This is a genomic window from Streptomyces sp. NBC_00887, from assembly GCF_045207585.1.
The window spans coordinates 2722065-2745058 of record NZ_CP108788.1 but is presented as its reverse complement, the minus strand read 5'-3'; the positions used below and the strand labels follow the sequence as shown (position 1 = coordinate 2745058).

General features: G+C 69.0%; 24 protein-coding genes and 1 pseudogene. 15 read left to right on the top strand and 10 right to left on the bottom strand.

Annotated elements, in window-relative coordinates:
- The first annotated feature begins 26 nt into the window (after positions 1-26).
- The 6 genes from OG844_RS12610 to OG844_RS12585 all read left to right on the top strand — a co-directional run bounded on the left by OG844_RS12610 (position 27) and on the right by OG844_RS12585 (position 9695).
- Positions 27-911: a carbohydrate ABC transporter permease gene (locus OG844_RS12610; protein ID WP_406389981.1), complete on the top strand. Its 885-nt coding sequence runs from the start codon at positions 27-29 to the stop codon at positions 909-911.
- Between the two features lie 5 nt (positions 912-916).
- Positions 917-1825 (top strand): carbohydrate ABC transporter permease, encoded by a 909-nt coding sequence (locus tag OG844_RS12605; RefSeq protein ID WP_406389980.1) that lies wholly within the window; start codon positions 917-919, stop codon positions 1823-1825.
- 70 nt (positions 1826-1895) lie between these two features.
- Positions 1896-4466: a family 78 glycoside hydrolase catalytic domain gene (locus OG844_RS12600; RefSeq protein WP_406389979.1), complete on the top strand. Its 2571-nt coding sequence runs from the start codon at positions 1896-1898 to the stop codon at positions 4464-4466.
- 589 nt (positions 4467-5055) lie between these two features.
- The gene (locus OG844_RS12595) at positions 5056-6318 is read left to right on the top strand and encodes an extracellular solute-binding protein (protein ID WP_406389978.1); all 1263 of its coding nucleotides are present in this window, start codon (positions 5056-5058) and stop codon (positions 6316-6318) included.
- 108 nt (positions 6319-6426) lie between these two features.
- Entirely contained in the window at positions 6427-8904 is a 2478-nt protein-coding gene (locus OG844_RS12590; RefSeq protein ID WP_406389977.1) for a glycoside hydrolase family 3 protein, read from the top strand.
- A gap of 434 nt (positions 8905-9338) precedes the next feature.
- Positions 9339-9695 (top strand): hypothetical protein, encoded by a 357-nt coding sequence (locus OG844_RS12585; RefSeq protein ID WP_406389976.1) that lies wholly within the window; start codon positions 9339-9341, stop codon positions 9693-9695.
- A gap of 295 nt (positions 9696-9990) precedes the next feature.
- Here OG844_RS12585 and OG844_RS12580 read toward each other — a convergent pair whose 3' ends face one another.
- A complete protein-coding gene (locus tag OG844_RS12580) occupies positions 9991-10467 on the bottom strand; it encodes a hypothetical protein (RefSeq protein WP_406389975.1) in 477 nt (158 codons plus the stop codon).
- A 114-nt stretch (positions 10468-10581) separates the two neighbouring features.
- A complete protein-coding gene (locus tag OG844_RS12575; protein ID WP_406389974.1) occupies positions 10582-11370 on the bottom strand; it encodes a VOC family protein in 789 nt (262 codons plus the stop codon).
- Positions 11371-11606: 236 nt separating this feature from the next.
- Here OG844_RS12575 and OG844_RS12570 point away from each other — a divergent pair, with 236 nt between their 5' ends.
- Complete coding sequence (locus OG844_RS12570; RefSeq protein ID WP_406396398.1) at positions 11607-11828, top strand: hypothetical protein; 222 nt, start codon at positions 11607-11609, stop codon at positions 11826-11828.
- Here the strand turns inward: OG844_RS12570 and OG844_RS12565 are convergent.
- Positions 11760-12059, bottom strand: a pseudogene (locus OG844_RS12565) (VOC family protein); the annotation flags it as partial. The gene OG844_RS12570 and the pseudogene OG844_RS12565 sit on opposite strands and share 69 nt — an antisense overlap.
- Positions 12060-12335: 276 nt before the next feature.
- On the opposite strand from OG844_RS12565, the gene OG844_RS12560 reads away from it, so the two are divergent.
- Entirely contained in the window at positions 12336-12692 is a 357-nt protein-coding gene (locus OG844_RS12560) for a hypothetical protein (RefSeq protein ID WP_406389973.1), read from the top strand.
- On the opposite strand, the gene OG844_RS12555 is transcribed toward OG844_RS12560, so the two are convergent.
- Positions 12689-12817, bottom strand: coding sequence for a hypothetical protein (locus OG844_RS12555; RefSeq protein ID WP_406389972.1), 129 nt, complete (start codon positions 12815-12817; stop codon positions 12689-12691). The two genes, OG844_RS12560 and OG844_RS12555, sit on opposite strands and share 4 nt — an antisense overlap.
- Positions 12818-12863: 46 nt before the next feature.
- Here OG844_RS12555 and OG844_RS12550 point away from each other — a divergent pair, with 46 nt between their 5' ends.
- Positions 12864-13490, top strand: coding sequence for a class I SAM-dependent methyltransferase (locus OG844_RS12550; RefSeq protein ID WP_406389971.1), 627 nt, complete (start codon positions 12864-12866; stop codon positions 13488-13490).
- Between the two features lie 136 nt (positions 13491-13626).
- Here the strand turns inward: OG844_RS12550 and OG844_RS12545 are convergent, their stop codons facing one another.
- Positions 13627-14271, bottom strand: a complete 645-nt coding sequence (locus tag OG844_RS12545) for a type III effector protein (RefSeq protein WP_406389970.1) — start codon at positions 14269-14271, stop codon at positions 13627-13629.
- Between the two features lie 128 nt (positions 14272-14399).
- On the opposite strand from OG844_RS12545, the gene OG844_RS12540 reads away from it, so the two are divergent.
- From OG844_RS12540 to OG844_RS12515, 6 genes are all read left to right on the top strand, one after another.
- Positions 14400-14834, top strand: coding sequence for an Hsp20/alpha crystallin family protein (locus OG844_RS12540; protein ID WP_406389969.1), 435 nt, complete (start codon positions 14400-14402; stop codon positions 14832-14834).
- A 351-nt stretch (positions 14835-15185) separates the two neighbouring features.
- Positions 15186-15620: a DUF2267 domain-containing protein gene (locus OG844_RS12535; protein ID WP_406389968.1), complete on the top strand. Its 435-nt coding sequence runs from the start codon at positions 15186-15188 to the stop codon at positions 15618-15620.
- A gap of 566 nt (positions 15621-16186) precedes the next feature.
- Positions 16187-16519 carry an SDR family NAD(P)-dependent oxidoreductase gene (locus OG844_RS12530; RefSeq protein ID WP_406389967.1) on the top strand — a complete coding sequence of 111 codons (333 nt, stop codon included), beginning with the start codon at positions 16187-16189 and terminating at the stop codon, positions 16517-16519.
- Between the two features lie 228 nt (positions 16520-16747).
- Positions 16748-17599, top strand: coding sequence for an arylamine N-acetyltransferase (locus OG844_RS12525; RefSeq protein ID WP_406389966.1), 852 nt, complete (start codon positions 16748-16750; stop codon positions 17597-17599).
- 62 nt (positions 17600-17661) lie between these two features.
- Positions 17662-18033 (top strand): hypothetical protein, encoded by a 372-nt coding sequence (locus tag OG844_RS12520; protein ID WP_406389965.1) that lies wholly within the window; start codon positions 17662-17664, stop codon positions 18031-18033.
- A gap of 113 nt (positions 18034-18146) precedes the next feature.
- A complete protein-coding gene (locus OG844_RS12515; protein ID WP_406389964.1) occupies positions 18147-18956 on the top strand; it encodes a transposase family protein in 810 nt (269 codons plus the stop codon).
- A 55-nt stretch (positions 18957-19011) separates the two neighbouring features.
- On the opposite strand, the gene OG844_RS12510 is transcribed toward OG844_RS12515, so the two are convergent.
- The 5 genes from OG844_RS12510 to OG844_RS12490 form a co-directional block, all read right to left on the bottom strand.
- Positions 19012-19560, bottom strand: a complete 549-nt coding sequence (locus OG844_RS12510) for a putative immunity protein (RefSeq protein WP_406389963.1) — start codon at positions 19558-19560, stop codon at positions 19012-19014.
- 242 nt (positions 19561-19802) lie between these two features.
- Positions 19803-19982, bottom strand: a complete 180-nt coding sequence (locus OG844_RS12505) for a hypothetical protein (protein WP_406389962.1) — start codon at positions 19980-19982, stop codon at positions 19803-19805.
- Positions 19983-20021: 39 nt separating this feature from the next.
- Positions 20022-20183, bottom strand: coding sequence for a hypothetical protein (locus OG844_RS12500; protein ID WP_406389961.1), 162 nt, complete (start codon positions 20181-20183; stop codon positions 20022-20024).
- A gap of 219 nt (positions 20184-20402) precedes the next feature.
- Positions 20403-21206 carry a phosphatidate cytidylyltransferase gene (locus OG844_RS12495; RefSeq protein ID WP_406389960.1) on the bottom strand — a complete coding sequence of 268 codons (804 nt, stop codon included), beginning with the start codon at positions 21204-21206 and terminating at the stop codon, positions 20403-20405.
- On the bottom strand, positions 21203-22984 hold the full coding sequence (locus tag OG844_RS12490; protein WP_406389959.1) for an aminotransferase class I/II-fold pyridoxal phosphate-dependent enzyme: 1782 nt from the start codon (positions 22982-22984) through the stop codon (positions 21203-21205). Before OG844_RS12490 ends, OG844_RS12495 begins: the two co-directional genes overlap by 4 nt.
- Positions 22985-22994 lie beyond the last annotated feature (10 nt).

Here is a 22994-nt window from a genome sequence, read left to right as displayed (position 1 = left end):
CGACAGAAACGAAGTGGACACCATCCATGCACCGCGTACTCGGTGACCGCAGGGCCATCGCGATCCTGCTCGGTCCCGCTCTTCTCGTCTATTCATTGATCATGCTGGTCCCCATGGTGTGGTCGTTCGGGTATTCCTTCACCAAGGGCAACACCATCGACGGCTTCACCGGCAACGGGGTCGCCAATTTCTCCCGCCTGTTCGACGACCCGGCTGTTCATGACGCTCTCTGGTTCACCTTGAAGTACGCGGCCCTCGTCACGGTCGGTCAGATCGTCGCCGGATATCTGCTGGCCCTGCTGTACGTCTTCTTCCTCAAGAAGTCCTCGGCCCTCATCCGCACGTTGGCCTTCTTCCCGGTCGTGCTGCCCACCGTGGCGGTGGGCCTGCTCTTCCAGAAGTTCTTTCAGGTCGCCCCGCAGACAGGCCCGGTCAATTCTCTCCTCAACGCGGTCGGAGTCGACTCCATCGATTTCTTCGGCAGCGCGGGAAGCGCGTTCTGGGTCCTGATACTCATGGACATCTGGCGCTCCATGGGCTTCTACGCCGTACTGCTCTTCGCCGGCCTGGTCGACATCCCCGACGAGGTCCTCGAATCGGCCCGCCTGGACGGGGCCTCGGGGCTGCGCCTGATCCGGCACATCGTGCTGCCGCTGTCCCTGCCCGTGCTGATGTCCTCACTGGTCTTCAGCATCAACGGCACCCTGAAGGTCTTCGACTCCATCGTCGCCCTGACCAGCGGCGGTCCCGGAAACGGCACCACCCCCCTGACCCTGTACATGTTCCAGACGTCGTTCACCTACAGCGACTACGGCTACGGCAGCACCATCGCCCTGCTGCTGACCGTCGTGTGCCTGCTGGTGAGCCTGGCCGTCTACCGCGTCTCGCGGCGCGACCTCACGGAGGGCTGAAAGCCATGGCCATCGACACACCTGTGAAGACCTCGGCAGGCCGCCGTGGCCGGGGGGCATCCGGTGACGCCGCGCGGACCCGCCGGGTCCGGGCACCGCGCCGACCGTGGGTGAAGGCCGTCGTCACCCTGCTGCTCGTCGTCGAGATCTATCCGCTGATCTGGATGTTCCTGACATCCCTGAAGTCCAACGACGACTACCTGAACAACTCCACGTGGGGACTTCCCACGACGTGGGAGTGGGGCAACTACACCGAAGCGTGGACCACGGGCCACCTCGGCCTGTACGTCCAGAACAGCCTGCTCGCCGTCCTGCCCGCCCTGGCGCTCATGCTGCTCCTGGGCACGGCCGCGGGATTCGCCCTGCAGATCATGGTGTGGAAGGGCCGCAGCCTCACCCTGCTGGTCTTCCTCGCAGGCATGATGGTCCCCCCGCAGATGATTCTCCTGCCGCTGTTCACCGCGTACTTCCAGACGGGCCTGTCCGGAACCCTGTGGCCGCTGGTCCTCACCTACACCGGCACGGGCCTGCCGCTGACCGTCTTCATGATGGCCACCTACTACCGGACCGTTCCCCGCGAACTGTTCGAGGCGGCCACCATCGACGGCGCGGGCATCCTGCGCGCCTTCTGGACCATCAGCGTGCCCATGGTCCGCAACGCCCTGCTCACCGTGGGCCTGGTGCAGTTCTTCTTCATATGGAACGACCTGCTCATCGCGCTGACCTTCACCAACGACCAGGACATGCGCACCATCCAGGTCGGCCTGCTCAACTTCACCGGTGACTTCGGCGCCACCCAGTACGGACCGCTGTTCGCGGCCATCTGCATCAACGTCTTCGGCACCCTCCTGATCTACCTCTTCCTCAACCAGAAGGTCATGAAGGGCCTCACCTCGGGAGCGGTCAAGGGCTGAGACCGGCCCGCAACTCCGTTCCCACGCACGTGAAGAAAGGTTTTCCTTGCTCCCCCCTCAGCCCTGCCCGGTGTCCTTCGAGCACCTCCCGGACGGTCTCGGCATCGGCATCTCCACTCCCCGGCTCACATGGAAGCTGCCGCCGGGCGGTGGTTCCCAGGAGGCGTACGAGGTCGAACTCGACCGCGGCGGCGGCGTCGACCGCACCGGCCGCGTCGTGAGCCGCGAGCAGGTACTCGTGGCCTGGCCCGGAACCCCGCTGACCTCACGCGAACGCGTCGCCGTCCGCGTCCGGGTCTGGACGGCACACGCGGCCGCACCGTCCAACTGGAGCGATCCGACCAGCGTCGAGGCGGGTCTGCTCGACGCGGCCGACTGGAGTGCGGTCCCGGTCGGCGCCGACTGGGACGAGGACCCGGCGGCGGACCGCCGCCCCGCCCGCGTCCGCAAGGAATTCCGTCTCGACCGCCCGGTCACGCGCGCACGGCTCTACATCACGGCGCACGGCCTGTACGAGGCGGAGATCAACGGGCGCCGCGTCGGCGACGACATCCTGGCTCCGGGCTGGACGGTCTACCCGCACCGCCTGCGCTACCGCACCCACGACGTCACCGGCCACCTCGCCGAAGGCCTCAACGCCATCGGTGCCTGGCTCGGCGACGGCTGGTACCGGGGCAAGTACGGCTTCGACGGCGGCACCCGCAACATCTACGGCACCGATCAGGCGCTCCTCGCGCAGCTGGAGGTGACGTACGACGACGGCACCACCTTCTCCCTCGCCACCGACGGGACCTGGAGCGCCGCGCCCGGGCCGATCCTGACCAGCGGTCTGTACGAGGGCGAGACGTTCGATGCCCGCCTGCACGATCCCGCGTGGGCCACCCCGGCGGGCGCGACTGCAGGGGAGTGGACGCCCGCTCGCACCGGCATCCGGGACCCGCGCACCCTCGTCGCTCCGTTGGGACCCCATGTGCGCTGTACCGAAGAGATCAGACCGGTCGCCGTCACCCGCACCGGCGCGGACCGCCATCTGCTCGACTTCGGCCAGAACCTCGTCGGCCGGCTCCGCGTCACCCTCGACGGCCCGGCCGGCACCGCGGTCACCCTCCGGCACGCCGAAGTCCTGCAGGACGGCGAACTCGCCAGGCGCCCATTGCGCGAGGCCCACGCCACCGACACCCTGATCCTCTCCGGCCGAGGGCCGCTCACCTGGGAACCCCGCTTCACCCTCCACGGCTTTCGCTACGCCGAAGTCAGCGGCTGGACGGACGACCTGACCGCCGACTCGGTGACCGCCCGGGTCTACCACACGGACATGCGGCGCACCGGATGGTTCGAGTGCAGCGACCCGCTGGTCAACCGCCTGCACGAGAACGTCGTGTGGAGCATGCGCGGCAACTTCGTCGACATCCCCACCGACTGCCCGCAGCGCGACGAACGCCTCGGCTGGACGGGTGACATCCAGGTCTTCGCACCCACCGCGAGCTTCCTCTACGACTGTGCGGGCATGCTCGACTCCTGGCTCACCGACGTCGGTCTGGAACAACTGCCCGACGGCACCATTCCTTGGTACGTGCCCGTCATTCCGGGCGAGCCGACGTGGACGCCGATCCACCCGGGGGCCGCGTGGGGCGACGTGGCCACGCTCACCCCCTGGACGATCTACCGGCGCTTCGGTGACCTCGACGTCCTGCGCCGCCACTACCCCATGGCCAAGGCGTGGGTCGACCTCGTGGAGGGCCTCGCCGGGCCGACGCGCCTGTGGGACACAGGGTTCCAGCTGGGGGACTGGCTCGACCCGGCTGCACCACCCGACGACCCGGCTGCCGGCCGCACCGACCGATACCTCGTCGCCACCGCGTACTTCGTCCACTCCGCCCACCACCTCGCCCTGGCAGCAGCCGAGTTGGGAGACGACGCGGACGAGGAGCGCTACAGCGCACTTGCCGGCGAGGCGGCCGACGCCTTCCGCCGCAGATACGTGCTCCCCTCGGGCCGCATGACGAGTGACAGCCCCACCGCCTACGCCGTCGCGCTTGCATTCGACCTGCTGACCCCCTCGCAGAGGCAGCCGGCCGGGGACCGCCTGGCCCAGCTGGTCGTCGAGGACGACGCGCGCATCGCCACCGGCTTCGTCGGCACCTCCCTGGTCTGTGACGCCCTCACGGATACCGGCCACCTCGACATCGCCTACCGCCTGCTGCTGCAGACCCAGTGCCCCTCCTGGCTGTACACCGTGACCATGGGCGCCACGACGATCTGGGAGCGCTGGGACAGCCTGCGCGCCGACGGCAGCCTCAACCCGGGAGGCATGACTTCCTTCAACCACTACGCCCTCGGCGCCGTCGCCGACTGGCTGCACCGCGTGGTCGGAGGCATCACCGTCGCTGCCCCCGGTTGCCGGAAGATCGTCTTGCGCCCGCGGCCCGGAGGTGGCATCACCTGGGCCCGCACCCGTCATGAGAGCCCGTACGGAACGGTGTCCATGTCGTGGGAGCTGACCGACACGGGGCTGACAGCCGGCATCGTCGTGCCCGAAGGCTGTGAGGCGATAGCGGAACTGCCCGGCTGCACACCGGTCACCCTGGGGCCGGGCGAGCACATTCTCCACACGGCAGAACTCGCGATGAAGGCCGCCTGAACGACCCCCTTCACCCAGCAGTCGCAGCAAGCCCGGCGCATACCCGAATGCGCCGGGCTTGCTGTTTCGAATCGGTACACCTCCACGGCATTCGCGTTGTGGATGGATTCCATCCGTTGCGTCGATAAAAGTTGCCCCTCGCGAAGTTTTCAATTGAAATTTCAGTCGACTTCTCGGATAAATGGCATGTCTTTGCCGGCCCGTGAGATTCGTTGAGGTAAGTGCTGCCCGAGGGTTGACCCGAAGCGTGAGAGGTCATAGTTTCCCTTTTGTTGGCTGAAACGCTTCACAAGCGGTCGTCGTCGGACACCGACATCGCTTGCCGTGGGACGCGGCGGCAGCTTTCTCGAAAGATCTGGGAAATGCGATCCGGCGTCCGACAGGCATTCGTGTCGGATCCCCCGGAGCCGGGGTCGGCCGTGCACCTGACTGCTCGGTCGGCCCCCACCGCGTCAGCGGCTTCCGGGCGGGCGCGAGCCCTTCCGGCGAGACACGTCAGCGTCCGCAGACGGTTCCCCCGGGCACCCGGGCCTCAGTTGCCCGTCGGCACCGCACATCAATTCTCCCCTCCTCCCGCACGGAGCGTGTCTTGAGAACCTCCCGTCGTGTCTGTGTCACCGCTGTGGCCACGGCCCTCGCCATGAGCCTGAGCGCCTGCGGAGGGTCCGGCTCGTCGTCCACGGACGCCAGCACCCTGAAGATCACTGCCAACATCACCGACCGCACCGCCATGAAGGCCGTCGTGGCGGCCTTCGAACGGGAGAACCCGAACGCGAAGATCGCGGTGACCTACGCCGACACCGACCGACTCCAGAACACCCTGCCGGCCCAACTGTCCTCGGACGCCGGGCCCGACGTCTTCGCTGTCTGGCCCGGCTACGGCAACCCCGCAGCCCTGCGCATGCTGGAGGGCACAGGCAGACTTGCCGACCTCTCCGGCCTGGACTTCGTCCGCAAAGTCCCGGAAGACACGCAGTGGGTGACACAGGTCAGCCAAAGGACGTACGTCGTGCCGGCCAACTACAGCGGTATAGGCGCCATCTACAACAAGAAGTCCATGCGTGACATCGACGGTGCCGAACCGGAGACCTGGGACGAGTTGCTGCTCCTGTGCGACAAGGCCAAGGCCGAGGGCATGGTGCTGTTCGCGCTCGGGATCAAGACCTCTTGGGTCACGCAGCTCGTCGACTACGCGTTGGCCGCCACCACCGTCTACGCCGACCGACCCGACTTCGCGGTGGCGATGAGTGAGGGCCGGACAACCTTCGCCGACTCCGGCTGGAGGAAAGCGCTCGAGAAGTACGTCGAGCTCGATGAACGAGGCTGCTTCAGCAGTGATCCCCTGGGGACCACCTACGAGAGGTCCGTCCAGGACGTCGTCGAGGGCAGGGCCGTGGGCGTCATACAGGTCGCCAGCAGCATCTCGGCCATCACCGCGGAAGCTCCCGGACTGCAACTGGCGATGTTCGCCCTGCCCGCCACCAACAACCCGGCACAGACCCACATGCCGGGCTCGGTGTCGGCCGCCTACGGAGTCAACCGCGAGAGTGACAACAAGGACCTGGCCATGAAGTTCGCCGAGTTCCTCGGGTCCGAGGCCGGCCAGAACGCGTACAACCAGGGCAGCGGCACCCTCCCGGCCATCCCGAACGACCGCTTCACGACCGAGCCCGTTCTCACGGAACTGATCGAACACCAGAAGGCAGGCACCACGGTGCCGTTCATGGACCAGCTGTGGCCGAACCCCAGGGTCCAGCAGGAACACTTCATCCAGATCCAGTCGCTGTTCTCCGGCCGCACCGACATCGACGGCGTCCTCACCGCCCTCGACGAGGTCTATCAGGAGCAGTAGACGGGACACGCGCTTGAGCGTCCCCCTTCCCGCCATGTGCAGCGCCCCCTCCGCACGCGCTGACCAAGGCACTGATCCGTCATGCCCGATTCTCATGGAAGAGCCGTCATGAATCGTCGTACGTTTCTCTCAGCCGCCGTTCTGACCGCACTGGCCTCCGGCATCGCACCGGCCGCCGCCGCTGCGCCCCGCCGAGCCGCGGCAGCCGCCCCCGACAGCAGGGCGGTAGCCCTTCTGGCCAGAATGACCGCCACGCAGAAAGAGGCCCTCGTCCGCTGCGACTTCGCAGCCCTGAGTTCCCTCGCCATACCCGCCCTCACGATGGTGGACGCGTCAGCCGGCCTGCGCGGGGAAACCGGCGTGACCGCCTTTCCCGTCCCCCTCGCACAGGCCGCGACGTTCGACGCCGACCTCGCCGGTCAGCTCGGTCGGGCACTGGGCGCCGAGGGGCGGGCCAAGGGCTACAACAACCTGCTGGGGCCCACCGTCGACACCGCCCGCACCTGGCACTTCGGCCGACAGGCGGAGAGCATGGGTGAAGACCCGCTCCTGTCCGGCACCCTGGGCGCAGCGCTCACCCGGCGCCTGCAGGAACAGCATGTCGTAGCCACTCTCAAGCACTTCAGCGCATACACCCAGGAAGTCAACCGCTTCTTCGTCGACGCACAGATCTCCGACAGGGCGCTGCACGAGATCTACCACGCCGCCTTCGAACGCGTCATCGCGACCGTGCCCGTCACGTCGGTGATGATGGCCTACCCGAAGATCAACGGAACGTTCGCGACCCAGAGCCCCGCACTGTTCAACGACCTCAAGAACACTCTCGGCCTCGAGGGCTACACCGTCCCCGACTTCTGGGCCGGCGACGACCCCGTGGGGGCCGTCAAGGCAGGCATGGACCTCGGCGGTCTCGGCCCCGGTGGCGTCAAGATACCCGCCGGCGGCCTCACGGACGGCCGCGTCCCCACCACCCGCCTCGACGATGCCGCCCTGCGCATCCTCACCACCATGTTCGTCAACGGCCTGTTCGACCACCCGGTGCCGGCGCCCGCCGCCGACGTCAGCACCCAGGCACACAAGGATCTGGCACACGACCTCGCCGTCAGCTCCACCGTCCTGCTCACCAACCGCGGCCAGGCCCTCCCACTGACACCCGCCCTCACGTCACTGGCGGTGATCGGCCCGGCCGACACCACCGCCCTGACAGGCGTCTCCGGCTCGACCTATGTGAACCCCGGCACCTGGACCACCCCGTTGGCGGCCATCAAGGCCCGGGCCGGAGCGGGGGTCACCGTCACCTACCGCCAGGGATCCGTCGGGGACATCCCCCTCACCCCCGTCCCGGCCACGGTGCTGCGCACGGCTTCGGGTGCTGAAGGACTGACCGGCAGCTTCTACGCCGGACCTGAACCGTCCGGTACTCCCGTCGCCACTCGGACAGGCGCCGGAATCGACTTCACCAGCGCGCCCGTCGCCGGTCTCCCCGCCGTGTGGTCGGCTCGCTGGAGCGGCACGCTCACGCCGACCACCACGGGCACGCACCGCTTCTCGCTGCTGCCCTCGGGCACCACCGAGCTCGTCGTCAACGGCAGGACGGTCATCTCCGGTACGCGCCACAGCCGCCAGTTCTTCCTCGGACCGTACGACTATCCGCTCCAGGGAAGCATCGACCTCACGGCCGGACAGACGGTCAGCATCAGCGTCAAGTACACCAACAGCACCGCCGATGCCGGCACCTGCGGCCTCACCCTCGGCTGGCAGCCGAAGTCGCTCATACCCGACGCGGTCGCCGCGGCACGGACCAGCGATGCCGCTGTCGTCGTCGTCAACCGGGTCGCGGGTGAGGACATGGACCACGGATCGCTCCACCTGCCCGGCGATCAGGACAAGCTCATCGCCGAAGTCGCAGCGGTCAACGCCCGCACCGTTGTCGTCCTGAACACCGACGGCCCCGTTGCCATGCCGTGGATCAACGACGTCGAAGCGGTCGTCCAGCTCTGGTACGCCGGACGTGCCACCGGAACCGCGCTGGCAGCGATCCTCTTCGGTGACGCCGACCCTTCAGGGCGTCTACCGGTCACCTTCCCCGTGACCGCGTCCCAAGGCCCCGGTGCGACGCCCGCCACCTACCCGGGCAACGGCCCCACCGTCTCCCACAGCGAGGGCCACCTGGTCGGCTACCGCTACTACGACGCGAAGAACCAGAGCCCGCTGTTCCCCTTCGGCCACGGTCTGTCCTACACGACCTTCCACCTGGGCTCCCTCGAAACGTCCTACGACGCAGGGAGCAGGACGCTGACAGCCGCGGTCACCCTCACCAACTCCGGATCTCGCGAAGGCACCGATGTCGTACAGCTCTACGCGGGCCTGCCTGCCGGCGCCCAGGCCGAGCCGCGGCGTCTGATCGGCTTCCGAAAGGTCACCCTCGCTCCCGGCGCAAGCACCCGGCTCACCTTCAGCGTCACTGCCCGCGACCTGTCGGTGTGGACCGCCGGAGCCTGGAAGCTCACGCCGGGTTCCTACACCGTTCACGCCGGCCGGTCCTCCCGGAATCTGCCCGTACAGAGGGTCGTCGCTGTCAGCTGAGGCAAACGATCAGGGGCGCAGCACAGGGAAGGCCGAGTCTTCGGTCGTTCCGCGCCATCAGCCCGGTCCGTGGTCGTTCGCGGTCGGCGTGTGCGGGGCCCAGCGGGTCCGGCAGGTCATGCCGGCCTGCCGGACCCGCTGGGCCCACCGAAGCCCGAGGCGACGAAGGTGCCCTCGCCCCGCTGCCGTGCCCTGGGGCGCGGACGCACGTCGGAGGTTCGACACATCGCTTCGCGAGCGGGGGATGATTCGGACCCACGAGGCCCATCGAGCTGTCCACGGACTCGGTTCGGACGATCACCACGCGCACCGGATCGTGGCCCGCTTCCGATGATGAAATTCGATGCTCCGCCAGCCCGGTGGGTCGCCGAAGCCGCATCGTGATCCGGGCGATATCTTGCCGGGCTGGTGCTTCGGGCCCACCGGTGTGACGTTTGCTGGCACCGTCTACCGATATCGAGGTCAACATGTTCGGCCTGGCCTTCGTCGCCCCCTGGCTGGTACTTGCCTCCACGCTCTGGGCGATGGTGCCGCTCGTTCTCCCCCGGCGGCGCCGGCCGGGCATCATCATCGCCGTCTCTCATCTCATCGTGACGCTGGCGGTGATGCGGCCCTGGACGGAGGGCTGGTACTGGCACGACGGAGCATGGCTGATCCTCGTCTTCGGGCAGGGCGCCCTCATTGCGCTGGGACGGCTGGCCTTCGAGCTCAGCCCGCTCGGATCCCGTGTCCGCCGCGCGAAACCTCTGCCTCCAGTCGGCGACACGATGACAGCCCAGCCTCAGCCCTGATCGAGCGTGCACCAGCCTGACGGCCTCAGTTCCGAGACTCGCCGAATCGATCCGGTCCGGTGCAGACCATCGTGTCCGGAGGTGGCCACACACTGCTGAGTCGAAGGCTACCGAGCAAGGATCGGCTCACGCTCGGGCGGCCTCGGTAGGGGCGATGCGGTGGAACAGCGAGTCGTCCCGTGGCGACCCCGAGGGCCCCGGCATCGACGATGCCTCTGAGCTCCGGGCGCCGATCCGAGGAGGGCCGGCAGCGGTCTGCCGGCCCTCCAAGGGTTGTGTGCGTGCCGCGGTCCGGTCAGATCCGGCCCCCGGTGAGGCGGGTGATCGGCCCGACGTGGCTCCTGGCCGTCTGGCGTCCGAGGGTGAACGCGCCGGCGAGGAGTCCACCGACGCCTGCGGCGGCGCCCACGGCCACGACCTTGCGGTGCTTGCCGACGGTGCGAGCGATGGTCGCGGTCGACGGCACCCTGCCCGCCGTGTCCAGGACGGTCTGGCGGCCCGTTTCCCACCCGGTGACAGCGGCCCGCTTGGCCGCCAGGCCGGCCAGACGCACACCGGTCCCCGCCGACGCGGCGGCTTCCTGGGCCGAAGACTTGGCGTCCTGCGCCGATGACTTGGCCTCCGAGGCTGCGACCGCCGAGCCTGACTTGGCCTGGTTCCCGGCGGCCTCAGTGATCTGTCGCCCCTCGGCGGCAGCCGTCCGGGCACCCGTGCGGGCCTCCGCCGCAGAACCGTTCATGTTCTTCTTGGATTCATCGTTCTCTGCAGTCATGGTGTTCGTGTTACCCCTCGACGCGGCTCGAAACAGAGGGACGCCCAGACACGCCGTCCTCACACCGGCATCCCATGGCGTCAGTCCCTCGCGACCTCATCCGACCGCTGCTCCTCAGGCCCCTCGACGGCTGACCGTGAACAGACCGCCGTCGGGGCTCCGCAGAGTCCGTGAGAATCCCCTCGGTGCCCAAGAAGTCGCTGAAAGCTGAGGCCTTGTCGCTCCGGCGTCGATCGCGGCAGCGACGGCACGCTCGACGTCGTCGACGGGGAAGCTGACAAGCCAACGCGGTCGGAGCTGCGGTTGTCCAGCACTGGTAGCGCCGCCGCCGCGCAGGGAGAGGGCTGGCCGGCTGTCCCGTTCGACGACGACATGACGATGCCGGAATGTCACGTCGATCGCTGCTTCCGATGCCCAGCCGAAGACTTCCCCGTAGAACCTCGCTGCGTCGAACACGTCCCGGGTCTGCAGATCGAGGCGGGCGGGGGCGTTTCCCTCGCCCGGTTCCCACGCCAGAGCGGGACCTTCCCAGAAGCCGAATGTGGCCCCGTCCGGGTCGGCGGCCAGCCCAGCGCGCCCCCGGCCCAGCGGGATGGGGCCCACTGCGAGGGTGGCCCCTCGCTCCTGGATCCGGGCTGCCGTCACATCGGCGTCGCGCACGGCGAAGTACGGTGTCCACTCCGAGGCGGGAGCAAGCCCGGGCCGACGCTCGCCGATGCCCGCCACCGGCAACCCGTCGGCCGACGCGACGACGAACTGATCGCCCAGGGAACTCTTACGGAACTCCCAGCCGAGTACCGCTGCGTAGAAGGCCCGCGCAGCGACAAGGTCGCCGACCATGAGGTTGATCCAGCACGGCGTACCCGCAACCGGCACCACCTGCTCCGCGCCTGACTCGGACACCCGCGCTCCTCACATCGACCCACGACCCGTGTGCGACCGCAGGTGCGCCCGCTCAGGCGTACCTGCCGCAGCGAACCTATCCCGTACCCGCTGTCGCTCGGCGTCGCCCCCTGCTTGCTCCTGGGCCGTCCATCTGCGGGCGTGTTGACAGAAGGCCGGGACGCGACTTTCGCAACGGTGAACGCTCTTGCCACCGACCCCAAGGGGTTCCCTTGAGGTCGGCCAGAGCTGACACCGTGCCGGTACTTCCTCGCCTTCCCGAGCACCGCCTGCACCTCGTTCGCCACCACAGGCTCACCGATGGAGACGACCGCTCGGGCGCCGGGAAGGAAGAGGCAGAACGGATGGCCGTGCGGGTCGCGGAGGACCCTCACGTCCTTCTGGGGCTGGTGCTCCTGCAGCGTCGCTCCCAGGGCGCAAGCTCTCTCGGTCTCCGCCTCCAGGTCGTCGACCTGTAGATCCAAGTGCGCTTGCATCTGCTGAGTGCCCGCGCGCTGCGGCCACACGGGAGGCGTGTGGTCGGATTCCAACTGGAAGCTGAGGCCGGGGCGTTCCTGTTCCGGCGCCTTCAGACGAACCCACCCCGGCTCGCGCTCGACTTCCTGCCAGCCCAGCAGCGCCCGGTAGAAGCCGGCCGGCGCTGGAGGGTCGGGAGTACCGAGAACAAAACCACCGAGTGTCGTCGTCATTCCTTCAGCTTTGCCCCCGACACCCGCCCCACGCTTCTGTGCGCACCGGCATCCCCTGGTCGCCACCAGGCAGCACCGCAACGGCGGACTGTTCAACAGCACGACGCCATCCGGCCACCGACGAGGACGGCCCGCACGCTCCAGCTGCCGACCGTCTCAGGTGCTCCGCGCTCTCGCTGAAAACCTACGCAGCCACCCTGGACCGTACCTCCCGGGCGCTGGTAAAGCTTCTGCTGAAACGCCCCGTACCGTCACCCGCTGTGGGAAAGTCGACGTGTGACGCGTCTGGCGGATCCACTTCGCTTCCTGACCATGCTCGCCGCCTGGGTAGCCACCCCCTGGGCCCTCGCCCCGTACTCCGTTCTGCTCGCCGTGGGCTCCGTGATCCTGCTGCTCGGCGTACTCACCGTCTTCGTCACCCCGGGCGACAACGGGATGGACAGGGAAAAGGTCCTCGTGCCCGTCCCAGGCGTGGTGACCATCGCCCTGGTGGTGTGCCAGTACCTCGCGGCTGTCATCTCTTCCTGGGCGGCCTGGCCGACGTGGGCTGCCGTCACCGTGATGGTGCTGGCCGCCACCAGCCTGATCGCAGAACAACCCCGCTGGCGGCACCTGCGCGCCGTACGGAGTTAGCGCGGTACGAGCAGGACGGTGACCGGCGAGAGCCAGTCGCGGGGATCGCTCCGCCCGGCCGTCGAACCCAAGTTGTTCACCGTGTCCGCGCGTAGCAGCCGGTCCGCGCAGAAATAGGATGACACTGTCCTTGTCCTTGGGGGAGAGGCTGACCGGAAGGGCAGGGTGAACATGACCGGGCAACGCGACCGTTGGGCGGAACTGACCGGCGGAGAAGCCGGGGAGGAGTACGCACAACGTTTCGCGCGGCTCGTCGAGTCGGGCCACGACGTCCACGGAGAGGCCGCCTTCTGCGCCCCGTTGCTGAAGCCTGCCGCGCGGGTACTCGATGCCGGTTGCGGAACCGGCCGGATCGCGATCCGGCTCGCCGAGCTGGGCCACCACTGCACCGGCGTGGACGTCGACTCGTCGATGCTCGCCGTCGCCCGCCGCGAGGCTCCCACGCAGGAGTGGCTCCTCGGTGACCTGGCCCGTCTGGATGCCCTCGACCTGGAGCCTTGCTTCGACCTGGCGCTCGCCGCCGGAAACGTCATCCCCCTCCTGGCACCCGGCACCGAGTCAGCGGTCGTCCGGCAACTGGCTGCCGCGTTGTGTCCCGGCGGCCTGCTGGTCACGGGAATGGGACTGGATGCGGCACACCTGCCCCTGGCGGAACCGCCGCTCACCATCACGGAGTTCGACCGCTGGTGCACCGAGGCCGGGCTGACCTTGCGGCAGCGCTATGCCACCTGGAGCGGCGAGCCCTACTACGAAGGCTGCGGCTACGCCGTCAGCGTGCACTCCCGCCCTGTCACGTGAGACCACGCCTTCTCCACAACGGCCCGGCCCAGGAACGCGCCCGAGCGATCCCACGCCTTGATCGTTTGCGGCTCCCCGGCCGACCGCGCAGCAGCGACGTCGGCGCCTCACCGCGACGCACGTGCATTCGCCCTGCTCAGAGTGCGGTCCGCTGGTCGTCGCTGTCCTGGCGGAGTCGGTCGGTGCGGCGGCTGACGGTGTCGATACGGGCCGCGAGGCCGGGGTGGTCGGCCGTCAGGTGCTCGTGCGCGTCGGTCAGCGGGGCGATCAGGTTGGCTGCGTCGTTGTCGGCGAGGGCGGCGGCGAGCCGGGTGGTCGCGGTATCCGGGAGGTCGGGCAGGGCGGTGATCTGGCCGGCGAGCCGTCGCAGGTCCGCGGCGTTGTCCCGGGCCCAGGTGTTGATGGTGCGGTCGGCGGCGCGGTGGTTGCGGGTCGCCTGTACGCGCTGCTCGCCGGTGGCGCCGGGGCGTACGCGCAGGTAGCGGCGTTCGGCGGCCTGTCGGCTGGCGACGCCGAGGGGATGGGCGAGGTCGGCCCAACTGGCGCCTGCCGCGCGCGCCGCTTCGATCAGGCCTGTCTCCCACCCGGCCAGTTGGTCGCGTAGTTCGCGTAGTTCGCGCAGGAGAAGCAGAGCGGCCAGAGCCTGCTCGGAGGCCGCCTCGTCTTCCGCCTCTGACTCCAGCGTCGGCATCTGAGCGGCGCGCGCGGCCTCATCGATGGCGTTCAACGCCGTGGCGGACGCAGCGAAGGAGGTGGGCTCGTCGGCTCGAGGTGCGCTCATGGAGGGCCTCCTTCGCATTGTCACCCTTTCGATGACACTCCAGTTGTCATCGCATGGATGACATGTTACAACGGTGTCAGACGAAGCGCATTGGCAGTTTCTGCCAGACCAGTGGAGGTGTTTTCGCAATGTTGATGCGCACTGACCCGTTCCGCGAACTCGACCGTCTCGCCCAGCAGCTCACAGGCGTCTCCGGTACCTGGTCCAAGCCGTCGGCGATGCCGATGGACGCCTATCGCGAGGGTGAGGAGTACGTGATCGCCCTCGACCTGCCGGGTGTCGCGAAGGACGCGATCGACATCGACGTCGAACGGAACATGCTCACCGTGAAGGCTGAGCGCCGTCCCGTCGCAACGGGCGAGGACGTTCAGATGGAGCTCTCCGAGCGGCCGCTGGGGGTCTTCTCCCGGCAACTGGTCCTGGCTGACACGCTGGATACGGAGCGCATCAGGGCCGACTACGACGCAGGGGTGCTGACCCTGCGGATCCCGATCGCCGAGCGAGCCAAGCCCCGCAAGATCACCATCGGTGGAGAGTCCGCCCCCAGGCAGATCGGCACCTGAACGCGCCCCCGCTCACCTGCCCGCAGGAGCTGAGGCCCTGGAGGCGATCTTCCGCGCCCCCTCCTGAGAGCCCGGCACCCTGTGCGGCACGGTGAGCCCCAGGTCAGACCTGCCGTCGGCACCCTGGCGCTCGCTCAGTACCCGCTCAACCGCGGCGCGGGCCATTCCCCGGAGCGGTCCGCGCTGCGGTGCACGCTCAAGAGTCACACCCGGATGAGAGCTGGGGAGCCAGGACTTTCTCCTGTCATCCCGGGCACCTGATTCCACGAACTCCCCCCGAGATCAGCAACGCGGCTGCCGGCCCTCGCCCGGTCCCAGCAACAGCCGCCCGTCGAGAAAGGCACTCCACCCATGCGCTCCCTGCGCGAGCCGACCCGCGCCACAACCGGCGTGACGTTCGACCAGATGCTGGAGAAGATCAGGTACGAGGGCGTGTATCCCACGCGCGAACGAGCCGAAACCGTCACCCACGCAGTGCTGTCCGCCCTCGGCCGACAACTGACAGGCGACGAACGTGTCGACCTCGCCGCCCGCCTGCCCGTCGAGGCCGCCCGCATCTTCACCGCCCAGATTCCTGCCCCTGAGCCGCTCACCGGCTGGGGCTTCGTCAAGGACCTCGCAACTCGCGCAGGCGGAACCCCCGCCACCGCCCGGTGGGACACCGGAGCCGTCCTCGCCGCCGTCGGCCACCTCGCCGGACCTGAACTTCTCGACCGCCTGCTGGCCCAACTCCCCTCCGGGTACGCTCTGTTGTTCGGCCGCGCGGAGCTCGCCCAAGCGGCCTGAGCGACTCCCGCATGTGCGCACTCGGACGGAAATGCTGCCACCGAGAACTCAGGCCAACCTGGACGGGCCCTGTTCGTGCGCGTACCTGGTGCTCAGTACTCGGGCTGCGTCCGGCCGGGCAGGCGTCATGAACCCGGTGACGCCACCACCGGCCGGCTCCAGCGGCCGGTCGGTCGCATGGGACGGATCCCGCGGCCAGTAGGCCGTCACCAGGACAGATGCCGCAGACATACCCTATTGGCCCCACCTGGCTGTCTGCTCCGGGCGGCCCGGGCGGGAGGGAATCCATAGAACAACACCCTGAAGAGTTCACCCACTGGCATTCGCCGGACGTGAGCAAGGCCTTCGGTTGATCCTGTGCCCCCACATTCACGTACTGGATGAACCGAAGGCCGCTTCCATGAGCGTGGTGCGTCACGATGACCGGAGAGCAGCGTTGGTGGAGCGTCACGCTTCCTGGGCGAGTTCTGCGACGGGCCGCGTTCCGTGACCACCGCTCCACGAACGGAAGGTTGTTCACGCGGTCGGTGGGGACTGGCCTGGCGGACCAGGTGATAGGGAATGTCATGCTGCTGGAGAACAAGACCGCCATCGTCTACGGCGGCGCTGGAGCCATCGGCTCCGCAGACGCCCACGTCTTTGCCGGCGAAGGCGCCACGGGTCACTTGGTCGGGCGAATCCACGCACCTCTGGAGGAGCTGGCCGGCACCATCGCCGAATCCGGGGGGCGTGTCGAGGTCGTCACGCTCGACGCTACGGACCCCGCCGCGGTCGAGCAGCACGCCGACGTCGTCGCCCGGCACTCCGCGGGAATCGGCACCGCCTTCGAGGCCACTTCCAACGATGACCTGCGCGGAGCTTCCGCCAACTTGAAGTCGCAGGTCAAAGGGCTGGTGTGACCGGTTTCGGGATGCTCACGCTGGTCGTGGGCGACAGTCTGCGCAGTAGATCGTCTGAAGCCGTACGAACTGATCGAGAAAACACGACCTGGTACTCCAGCAGGATTTCGCCTGCTGAGGTGCGGATTTCACGGAGCGACTGGGGTGGAGTGGTCAGCGGAGGGCGGAGCACAGGGCGGGCGCTACCGGCGACTAGGCTGATCATCCGTTCGAACGGTGAGGGGGAGCATGATCGACGTCGACGGGTATCTGGCCGTGCTGGAGGTGGCCCGGCCGACGGCCCCGACCGCCGAAGCGTTGCGGGCACTGCACAGAGCGCAGGTGGAACGGATCGCCTACGAGACCCTCGACAACCAACTGGGACGGCGTTCGGGTATCGGCGCCGCGGAATCCGTGGCCCGGATCCTGCGCGGGCGCGGCGGCTACTGCTTCCACCTCAACGGGGCCTTCGCCGCGCTGCTGACGGCCCTCGGCTACGACGTGACCCTGCACCGGGCCGGGGTACACGGCGAGGTCGAGGACCCCGGGGGCCCGGGCGGGGACCATCTCGCGCTCACCGTGGGGATTGACGGCGAACGGTGGCTGGTCGACACCGGGCTCGCCGGCGGAATGTACGAGCCACTGCCGCTGCGCGAAGGCACCTACACCCAAGGGCCGTTCACCTACGCGATGGCCCCATCGGTGGTGGTGCCCGGCGGCTGGCGGTTCACCCACGACCCCCGCGGCGCCTTCACGGCGATGGTCTTCGCGCCGGAGCAGGTGGAGCTGGCCTCCTTGGCTGCGGAGCATCACCGGCTGTCCACTTCCCCCGAGTCCGGATTCGTCCGGGTTCTCCAAGCCCAGCTCCGCGACGCCAAAGGCGTGGACATGCTGCGCGGTTGTGTGCTGCGCCGCATCGACGCCGAGGGCACGTACGAGCGGACCATCGACTCGGCCGACGACTGGTACGACGCGCTGGCCGACGTGTTCCATCTGGACCTGACCGACGTCGACGCCTCCGCGCAAGCGGCGCTGTGGCACCGCGTCCACACCGCACACCAGGAGTGGGAGGCCGCAGGGCAGCGTGCAGCAACGCTCTGACGGGACGATCGGCTGACCGGTTCCCGCGCTCTGCGAACGGGCGGTCTCCTGCGATCCTGTGCATGCTGCAACCCCAGCTGCTGGAACGGATCACCGCGCGCCGTGCGGAACTGGACGAATTCGAAGAACAGCTGGCCAAGCGGCTGGCGGAGGTGCGTGCCGAGTGGGACGAACTCGCCGTCGGCGAACGGGTCTTTGAGCGGGTGAGTGAACAGCTCGCTGACGAGCGCGCCTCGGCCGCGCCGGCGCCTGGGCAGGTAGGTGGCCGGGCGGTGTTGCTGACCCCGCACCGCGTGTCGGACGTGGGCGCATTCTCGCCGCTGTGCGGCAGGCCGCCGGGCGGGTCATGGCCCGGCAGGTCGGCGAGATGCCGGGAGTCGACGTCACCGTGCGGTCCAAGCTGGAACCACTGCGTGGGAGGCTGGTCAGGCTGACAGCCCGCGGCTGGCTGCGCTAACTGCCCGACGGACGGTTCACCATGCGCCTTTGACCCGGAGTGGTGCGCCGCTGGCGTAACTACGGTGCGCCCGGAGTTCGTTGGATTTGTGTGACGAAATCCAAAGAACGCGCCGAGGACACCTGCCCGCTCGTCCACCGGTGCCGTCTGCCGCTGTCCACGCGGACCGTCAACCACCTCGCCGACCTGCTGCGTCGCCACCTGAAGGCGATCCGTTCCAGGTGGCGAGCCCTGCCGCCCGGACGGATCGCGGTGATCGTTCTGGCCGTGCTGCGTCACGACCAGCGCCCGGCCGATAAGGCTGGCGGCAACAACGTGCCGGAGTCCACCGTCCGCCGCCGGCGCGACGAGCTGATCACCCTGCTCGCCGCACAGGCTCCGCGCCTGGAACGCGCCCTGAAGAAGGTTGCCCGGCAGGGAGGGGAGGTCGTCTTGATCGACGACACCCTCATACCCACCCAGCGCCGCACCGGGAAGGCCGACCGGCGGAACTACTCCGGCAAACACCACAGTCACGGCCTGCACTTCCTCGCTTCGACCGACGAGAGAGGCCGCCTGATATGGATATCCGTCGCCCGGCCCGGCCGCACCCACGACAACACCGCCGTCCGCCACGACCACATCCTGGCCCACCTGCGCGCCACCGGCCTCGGCGCTCTCGCGGACCTCGTCTTCCGCGGCCTGGACAACGACGTCCGCGATCCCGTGATCGTCACGGGCTTCCACGCCAGCCGCACCCACAAGCTCACCCCCGGTCAGAAGAACGCCAACCGAGTCCTCACCGTCGGACGCGCGCCGGTCGAGCACGGCTTCGCCCACCTGAAGAACTGGCGGATCCTGGCCAAGCTCCGCACCGACCCGCTCACGCCACCCAGCTCCTGCGCGCCCTGCTTGTCCTGACGAACCTCGAAGTCAATCGCTGAGGAGGCGGGGCCGCACCGTCTGACGTTCGAAGTCACTCAGAGAGGGTGAGTGAACGAAGGTCAGCGTCCAGCATGCGGATCAACTCACCAACGCGTCCGCCGCCACCCGGCGCCGTCGGGAAGCGTTTGAGCACGTCAACGACGACCGGTGTCGCATGATGCAGCGTCTGCTCAAGATGTTCGGCACCAACGCTCCGATCGTCGCCGGCGACGAGTTCGACCACTCTGGCCGCATGAGCACCAGCTCCGAGGATGTGCTTGACCTGGGTGGGCTTGGCCAGCGGATGCAGGTAGGCGGCGCCTGCCGCAGACATCGCTGCTCGAGCCGCCTCGCGCGCAGCCGCAGTGTCCGCGCTCTTGGCTGCCTTGAGTGCCGCCCACGCTCTGTCACGCAGAGCCTTCCCTCGCTCACCACCTCGAGCGAACTCCCACGCGGCGTCGATAGCGTCTCGAGGCCGCAAGTCGTCCGGCTGGTCGCCCTCGAACACCTCGAGCACCACTTCCGCGCACGCTGCAGCGAACGCGGTGACCTCACGAAGATCTTGCTTACTCAGAGCGACCTCGCTCTTTTCCCCTGTCATGACTCCATCGTCGACCATCGCGTGGACAGCCAGGCGGCGGGGGCGGTTCCGGGTCGGCCCATGCCGACTGTTCCCGCGCAGACCAGATCATGGAAGGCCACCCGGCCACGGAGACCGGAACCGGTGAGCCGAACCGCTCTGTCAGATGACCTACGCCGCAGACTGACGCCTCCGACCAGCGTGAGCACCCCGGAGGACTGTCACACCAGCCCTTCGACCTGCGACTTCAAGGTGGCGGAGGCTCACGGCACCCCGCTCGTCGACAGGCCGACGAAGACGGGCTGCGCCCCGTCATCAAGGCAGTCACCACGCACGTGAATCTGGCCACCGCCGTCGCCCGCCACATGATCCCCCGCCGCACCGGGGTGATCCTGGCCATGGGTGGCGGCCGCGAATCCATCCCCGGCCTCGGCGGCTCCCATGTTGCGTGGTCCGCTCTCTCCGGCCTGTGTCGCCAGGGCCTACGCCATGTCGAGGCGCGCGTACGCGGCCCCGGCGTACAGGCCCCCGATGCGAGCCTCCCGGTGGCTGCTCGACGGGAGCTGCGCAACCGTCTCCTCGGGCAGTCCGCCGAGACGCCCGAGGACGGTCTCCCGCACCCACAGGCCGAGTCGTCGCCGCATGCCCACCAGCGCCGCCAGGGACGCCAGTGCCGGTCCGAACTACGACCCGGCCGAGCGGGCTCGCACGTTGCGAACAGAAGGCGGCCGAGCGGGTCAGCCGACCACGTAATCGCGTGGCACTGCTCCCATGGGGGCGGGATGAGGTGTGTGCGCGGCGAGGGGCGACCACTTCCGCTGGGGCTCCGGAGCCCGGGAGCCCCGGAGCCCTGTGTCGCCGATTCAGCGCAGGAGGAGCAGGACGGCCAGGGCCAGGAGGAGTGAGTCGATCCGGTCGAGCAGACCACCGGAGCCGGCCAGCCAGCGCGCGGAGTCCTTCGCCCGCGCTCCTCGTTTGACCATGGATTCGAGCAGGTCTCCCGCCGGGGCGCCTACCGCCACCGCGACCGCCGTCGGCCAGCTCAGCGCGGACAGCGCGGCGAGTACGCCGACGGCGGCCGCGGCGCCGGCGAGGGTTCCGCTCCACCGCTTGGCCGGGGAGAGCGGTGACAGCTTCGGCCCGCCCAGCCGTTGGCCCGTGAAGTAGGCGACGATGTCACCCACCGAGACGGCGATGAACAGGACGAGCGCGGTCGCGCCGAGCGGTGCCAGGGCAGCGAGCACGCTCAGCCAGACGAGCCCGAGCAGGCCGGCACCGAGCCGCCGCAGACCGTGGGTGGAGTCACCGGCCAGCAGCGGGACCGCGGCAATGGTAAGGGCGCCGACCGCCACAGCCCGTACCTCCTGCCCCGGCGCGAGCCAGGAGGTCAGCACCACGCCCGAGACGGCGGCGGCCAGTACGACCCTGTCCGGCAGGGACAGACGCATCAGCGCGCCGAACTCCAGTGCCGCTACCACTGCGACCACAAGGGCGAGCAGCGTCACTCCCGGCGTGCCCCACCAGAACGCGCCGACGACCAGGGGCACTCCGACCGCCCAGCAATACCACCGGACCAGCAGTTCACGGCGGCCGGAGAGCGCCGCGGCGACCCCGCCGACCGCCAGGGCCCCGCCGAGGAAGGGCGCGAGGGAGGCAATGTCGGTCACCGGGCGTACCCGGCGAGGGCGGCAGCCGGGAGTTCGGGTGTCCGCCGTGACGGAGAGCCGGGCAGCAGCGTCTCCAGCGCGGCTTCGTACGCCGCGACGATGCGCGCGTTCTCCGCCGTGTCCCTGACCGCGACGCGGACGGTGCGCCCTTCGTACTGCGGCGACAGAGGAGACAGGTCGCGCAGGTAGACGTCGTGCCGACGACACTCCCGCACCAGGCGGGCAGCGCTGGGTCCGCCGTACGGCAGCGTGATGTTGAGGAAGTTCGCGACACCCTCCTCGATCACGACGGTGTCGTCCACCTGCGCGAGGTCGGCGGCCAGCTGACGGCGCAGGGCGTGGGTGCGGAGCCAGCAGGCGCGGTAGTACGCGGGGTCCCGCAGGGTGGCCACCGCGGCGAGTTGTGCGGGAAGGCCGACCGCCCAGGGCGGCGTCCACCGGCGCAACACTGCAGCAGTGGCGGGTTCGGCCACCAGGTAGGCCGCCCGCGCGCCGGACAGTGCGTACATCTTGGACATCGAGGTGCAGACCACGACCCGCGGGTCCACCGCGGCCAGCGGGGCGAGCGACTCGGCGAGGTCCACGTAGCCGAGATAGGCCTCGTCGATCCACCAGCGGGTCCCGGCAGGGGCGGCCTCGATCAGGCTGCGCAGTTCGGCTGCGGGTGCGTGGCGTCCGGTCGGGTTGTTCGGGTTGACGACGACCACCAGGTCGTACCGACCCGCCCCGACGACAGAAGCCAGCCGGGCGGCGTCGATCCGCCACCCGTCCTTCCCGTGCAACCGGAAGCGGTCCACCCGGCACCCGATCACGCGCTCGGTGACGTGCGCGTATTCGCCGTACCCGGGATCCAGCAGCAACACCCTGCTGGTCGGGGTCAGCCAGCGGCCGAACGCTCGGAAGATCAGGTCCGACGACCCGGCTCCGGCCACGAGCGTCTCCACCGGCAGCGCCCGGGCCGCCGCGAGTTCCGACAGCAGGCCCTCGGCGCCGGTGGGAGGCGAGGTCCGGGCGGACCAGCCCGGGTCTTCCGCGAGCGCCGCGCGTACCCCGGGAGCGGGCGGGAACCAGGCGTCCAGCACGTCGGCAGCAACGACCTCGTGGCGCCGGTGCAAGGTGCGAAAGTCCTTTCCGATGGCGGTGAAGGAAGCTCCGCCGTGTTCACACCCGTCCGGCCCGGGCGCCCATTCCATGTCCAACTGCCAGTCCACGACCGAGCGGAACCGGTCCAGAGCGGTGCGGTACCGGGCGGTGGCGACCTGCGTCAGCCCGGCCACCTCGCCCGTCAGCACCTCGAAGGTCACCGCACCGCTGCGTACGGTGTGTCCGAGGGGCTTCAGGCCGACCGCCAGGTACATGTCGAGCAGTTCGGTGCGGCCCATCGCCACCACCGTGCGGCCTCCCCGGGAGGATATCCAGCGCAGAGCCGCGTACATCAGCAGCGGTGCCACCGCGGTGCTGCGCCAGCGAGGCTCCACGGTGAGGATGCGCACCTCGAAGGCTCCGCCCTCGGACAGCAGCGGCAGTTCGTCGCGGGTCAGGTACTTGTCGAGGCCGTAGCGGCCCAGCCATGGCGGGGTCAGGCTGACGAAGCCCATGCGAACCGGCCCTCGGGCCGCGACGAGGTAGACGTTGTCGCCGTCCAGCGCGTCGTGCAGGCGTCCCTCCGGGCGCGGTGCGTGCTGACCGAGCTCCTCGGCGTACACACGGTGCCTCAACTCGTGGATCCAGACCAGGTCCTCGGCATCAGCGGTTCGTATCTGCACGTCGCGACTCATGGATGTCTCT

What these genes read in the sequence shown, in the direction of transcription:
- OG844_RS12610 (WP_406389981.1), top strand. Translation starts at nt 27, where the DNA reads ATGCACCGCGTACTCGGTGACCGCAGGGCCATCGCGATCCTGCTCGGT.
- OG844_RS12605 (WP_406389980.1), top strand. Translation starts at nt 917, where the DNA reads ATGGCCATCGACACACCTGTGAAGACCTCGGCAGGCCGCCGTGGCCGG.
- OG844_RS12590 (WP_406389977.1), top strand. Translation starts at nt 6,427, where the DNA reads ATGAATCGTCGTACGTTTCTCTCAGCCGCCGTTCTGACCGCACTGGCC.
- OG844_RS12580 (WP_406389975.1), bottom strand. Translation starts at nt 10,467, where the DNA reads ATGACTGCAGAGAACGATGAATCCAAGAAGAACATGAACGGTTCTGCG.
- OG844_RS12550 (WP_406389971.1), top strand. Translation starts at nt 12,864, where the DNA reads ATGACCGGGCAACGCGACCGTTGGGCGGAACTGACCGGCGGAGAAGCC.
- OG844_RS12545 (WP_406389970.1), bottom strand. Translation starts at nt 14,271, where the DNA reads ATGAGCGCACCTCGAGCCGACGAGCCCACCTCCTTCGCTGCGTCCGCC.
- OG844_RS12540 (WP_406389969.1), top strand. Translation starts at nt 14,400, where the DNA reads ATGTTGATGCGCACTGACCCGTTCCGCGAACTCGACCGTCTCGCCCAG.
- OG844_RS12535 (WP_406389968.1), top strand. Translation starts at nt 15,186, where the DNA reads ATGCGCTCCCTGCGCGAGCCGACCCGCGCCACAACCGGCGTGACGTTC.
- OG844_RS12530 (WP_406389967.1), top strand. Translation starts at nt 16,187, where the DNA reads ATGCTGCTGGAGAACAAGACCGCCATCGTCTACGGCGGCGCTGGAGCC.
- OG844_RS12525 (WP_406389966.1), top strand. Translation starts at nt 16,748, where the DNA reads ATGATCGACGTCGACGGGTATCTGGCCGTGCTGGAGGTGGCCCGGCCG.
- OG844_RS12520 (WP_406389965.1), top strand. Translation starts at nt 17,662, where the DNA reads ATGCTGCAACCCCAGCTGCTGGAACGGATCACCGCGCGCCGTGCGGAA.
- OG844_RS12510 (WP_406389963.1), bottom strand. Translation starts at nt 19,560, where the DNA reads ATGACAGGGGAAAAGAGCGAGGTCGCTCTGAGTAAGCAAGATCTTCGT.
- OG844_RS12505 (WP_406389962.1), bottom strand. Translation starts at nt 19,982, where the DNA reads ATGGGAGCCGCCGAGGCCGGGGATGGATTCGCGGCCGCCACCCATGGC.
- OG844_RS12500 (WP_406389961.1), bottom strand. Translation starts at nt 20,183, where the DNA reads ATGCGGCGACGACTCGGCCTGTGGGTGCGGGAGACCGTCCTCGGGCGT.
- OG844_RS12490 (WP_406389959.1), bottom strand. Translation starts at nt 22,984, where the DNA reads ATGAGTCGCGACGTGCAGATACGAACCGCTGATGCCGAGGACCTGGTC.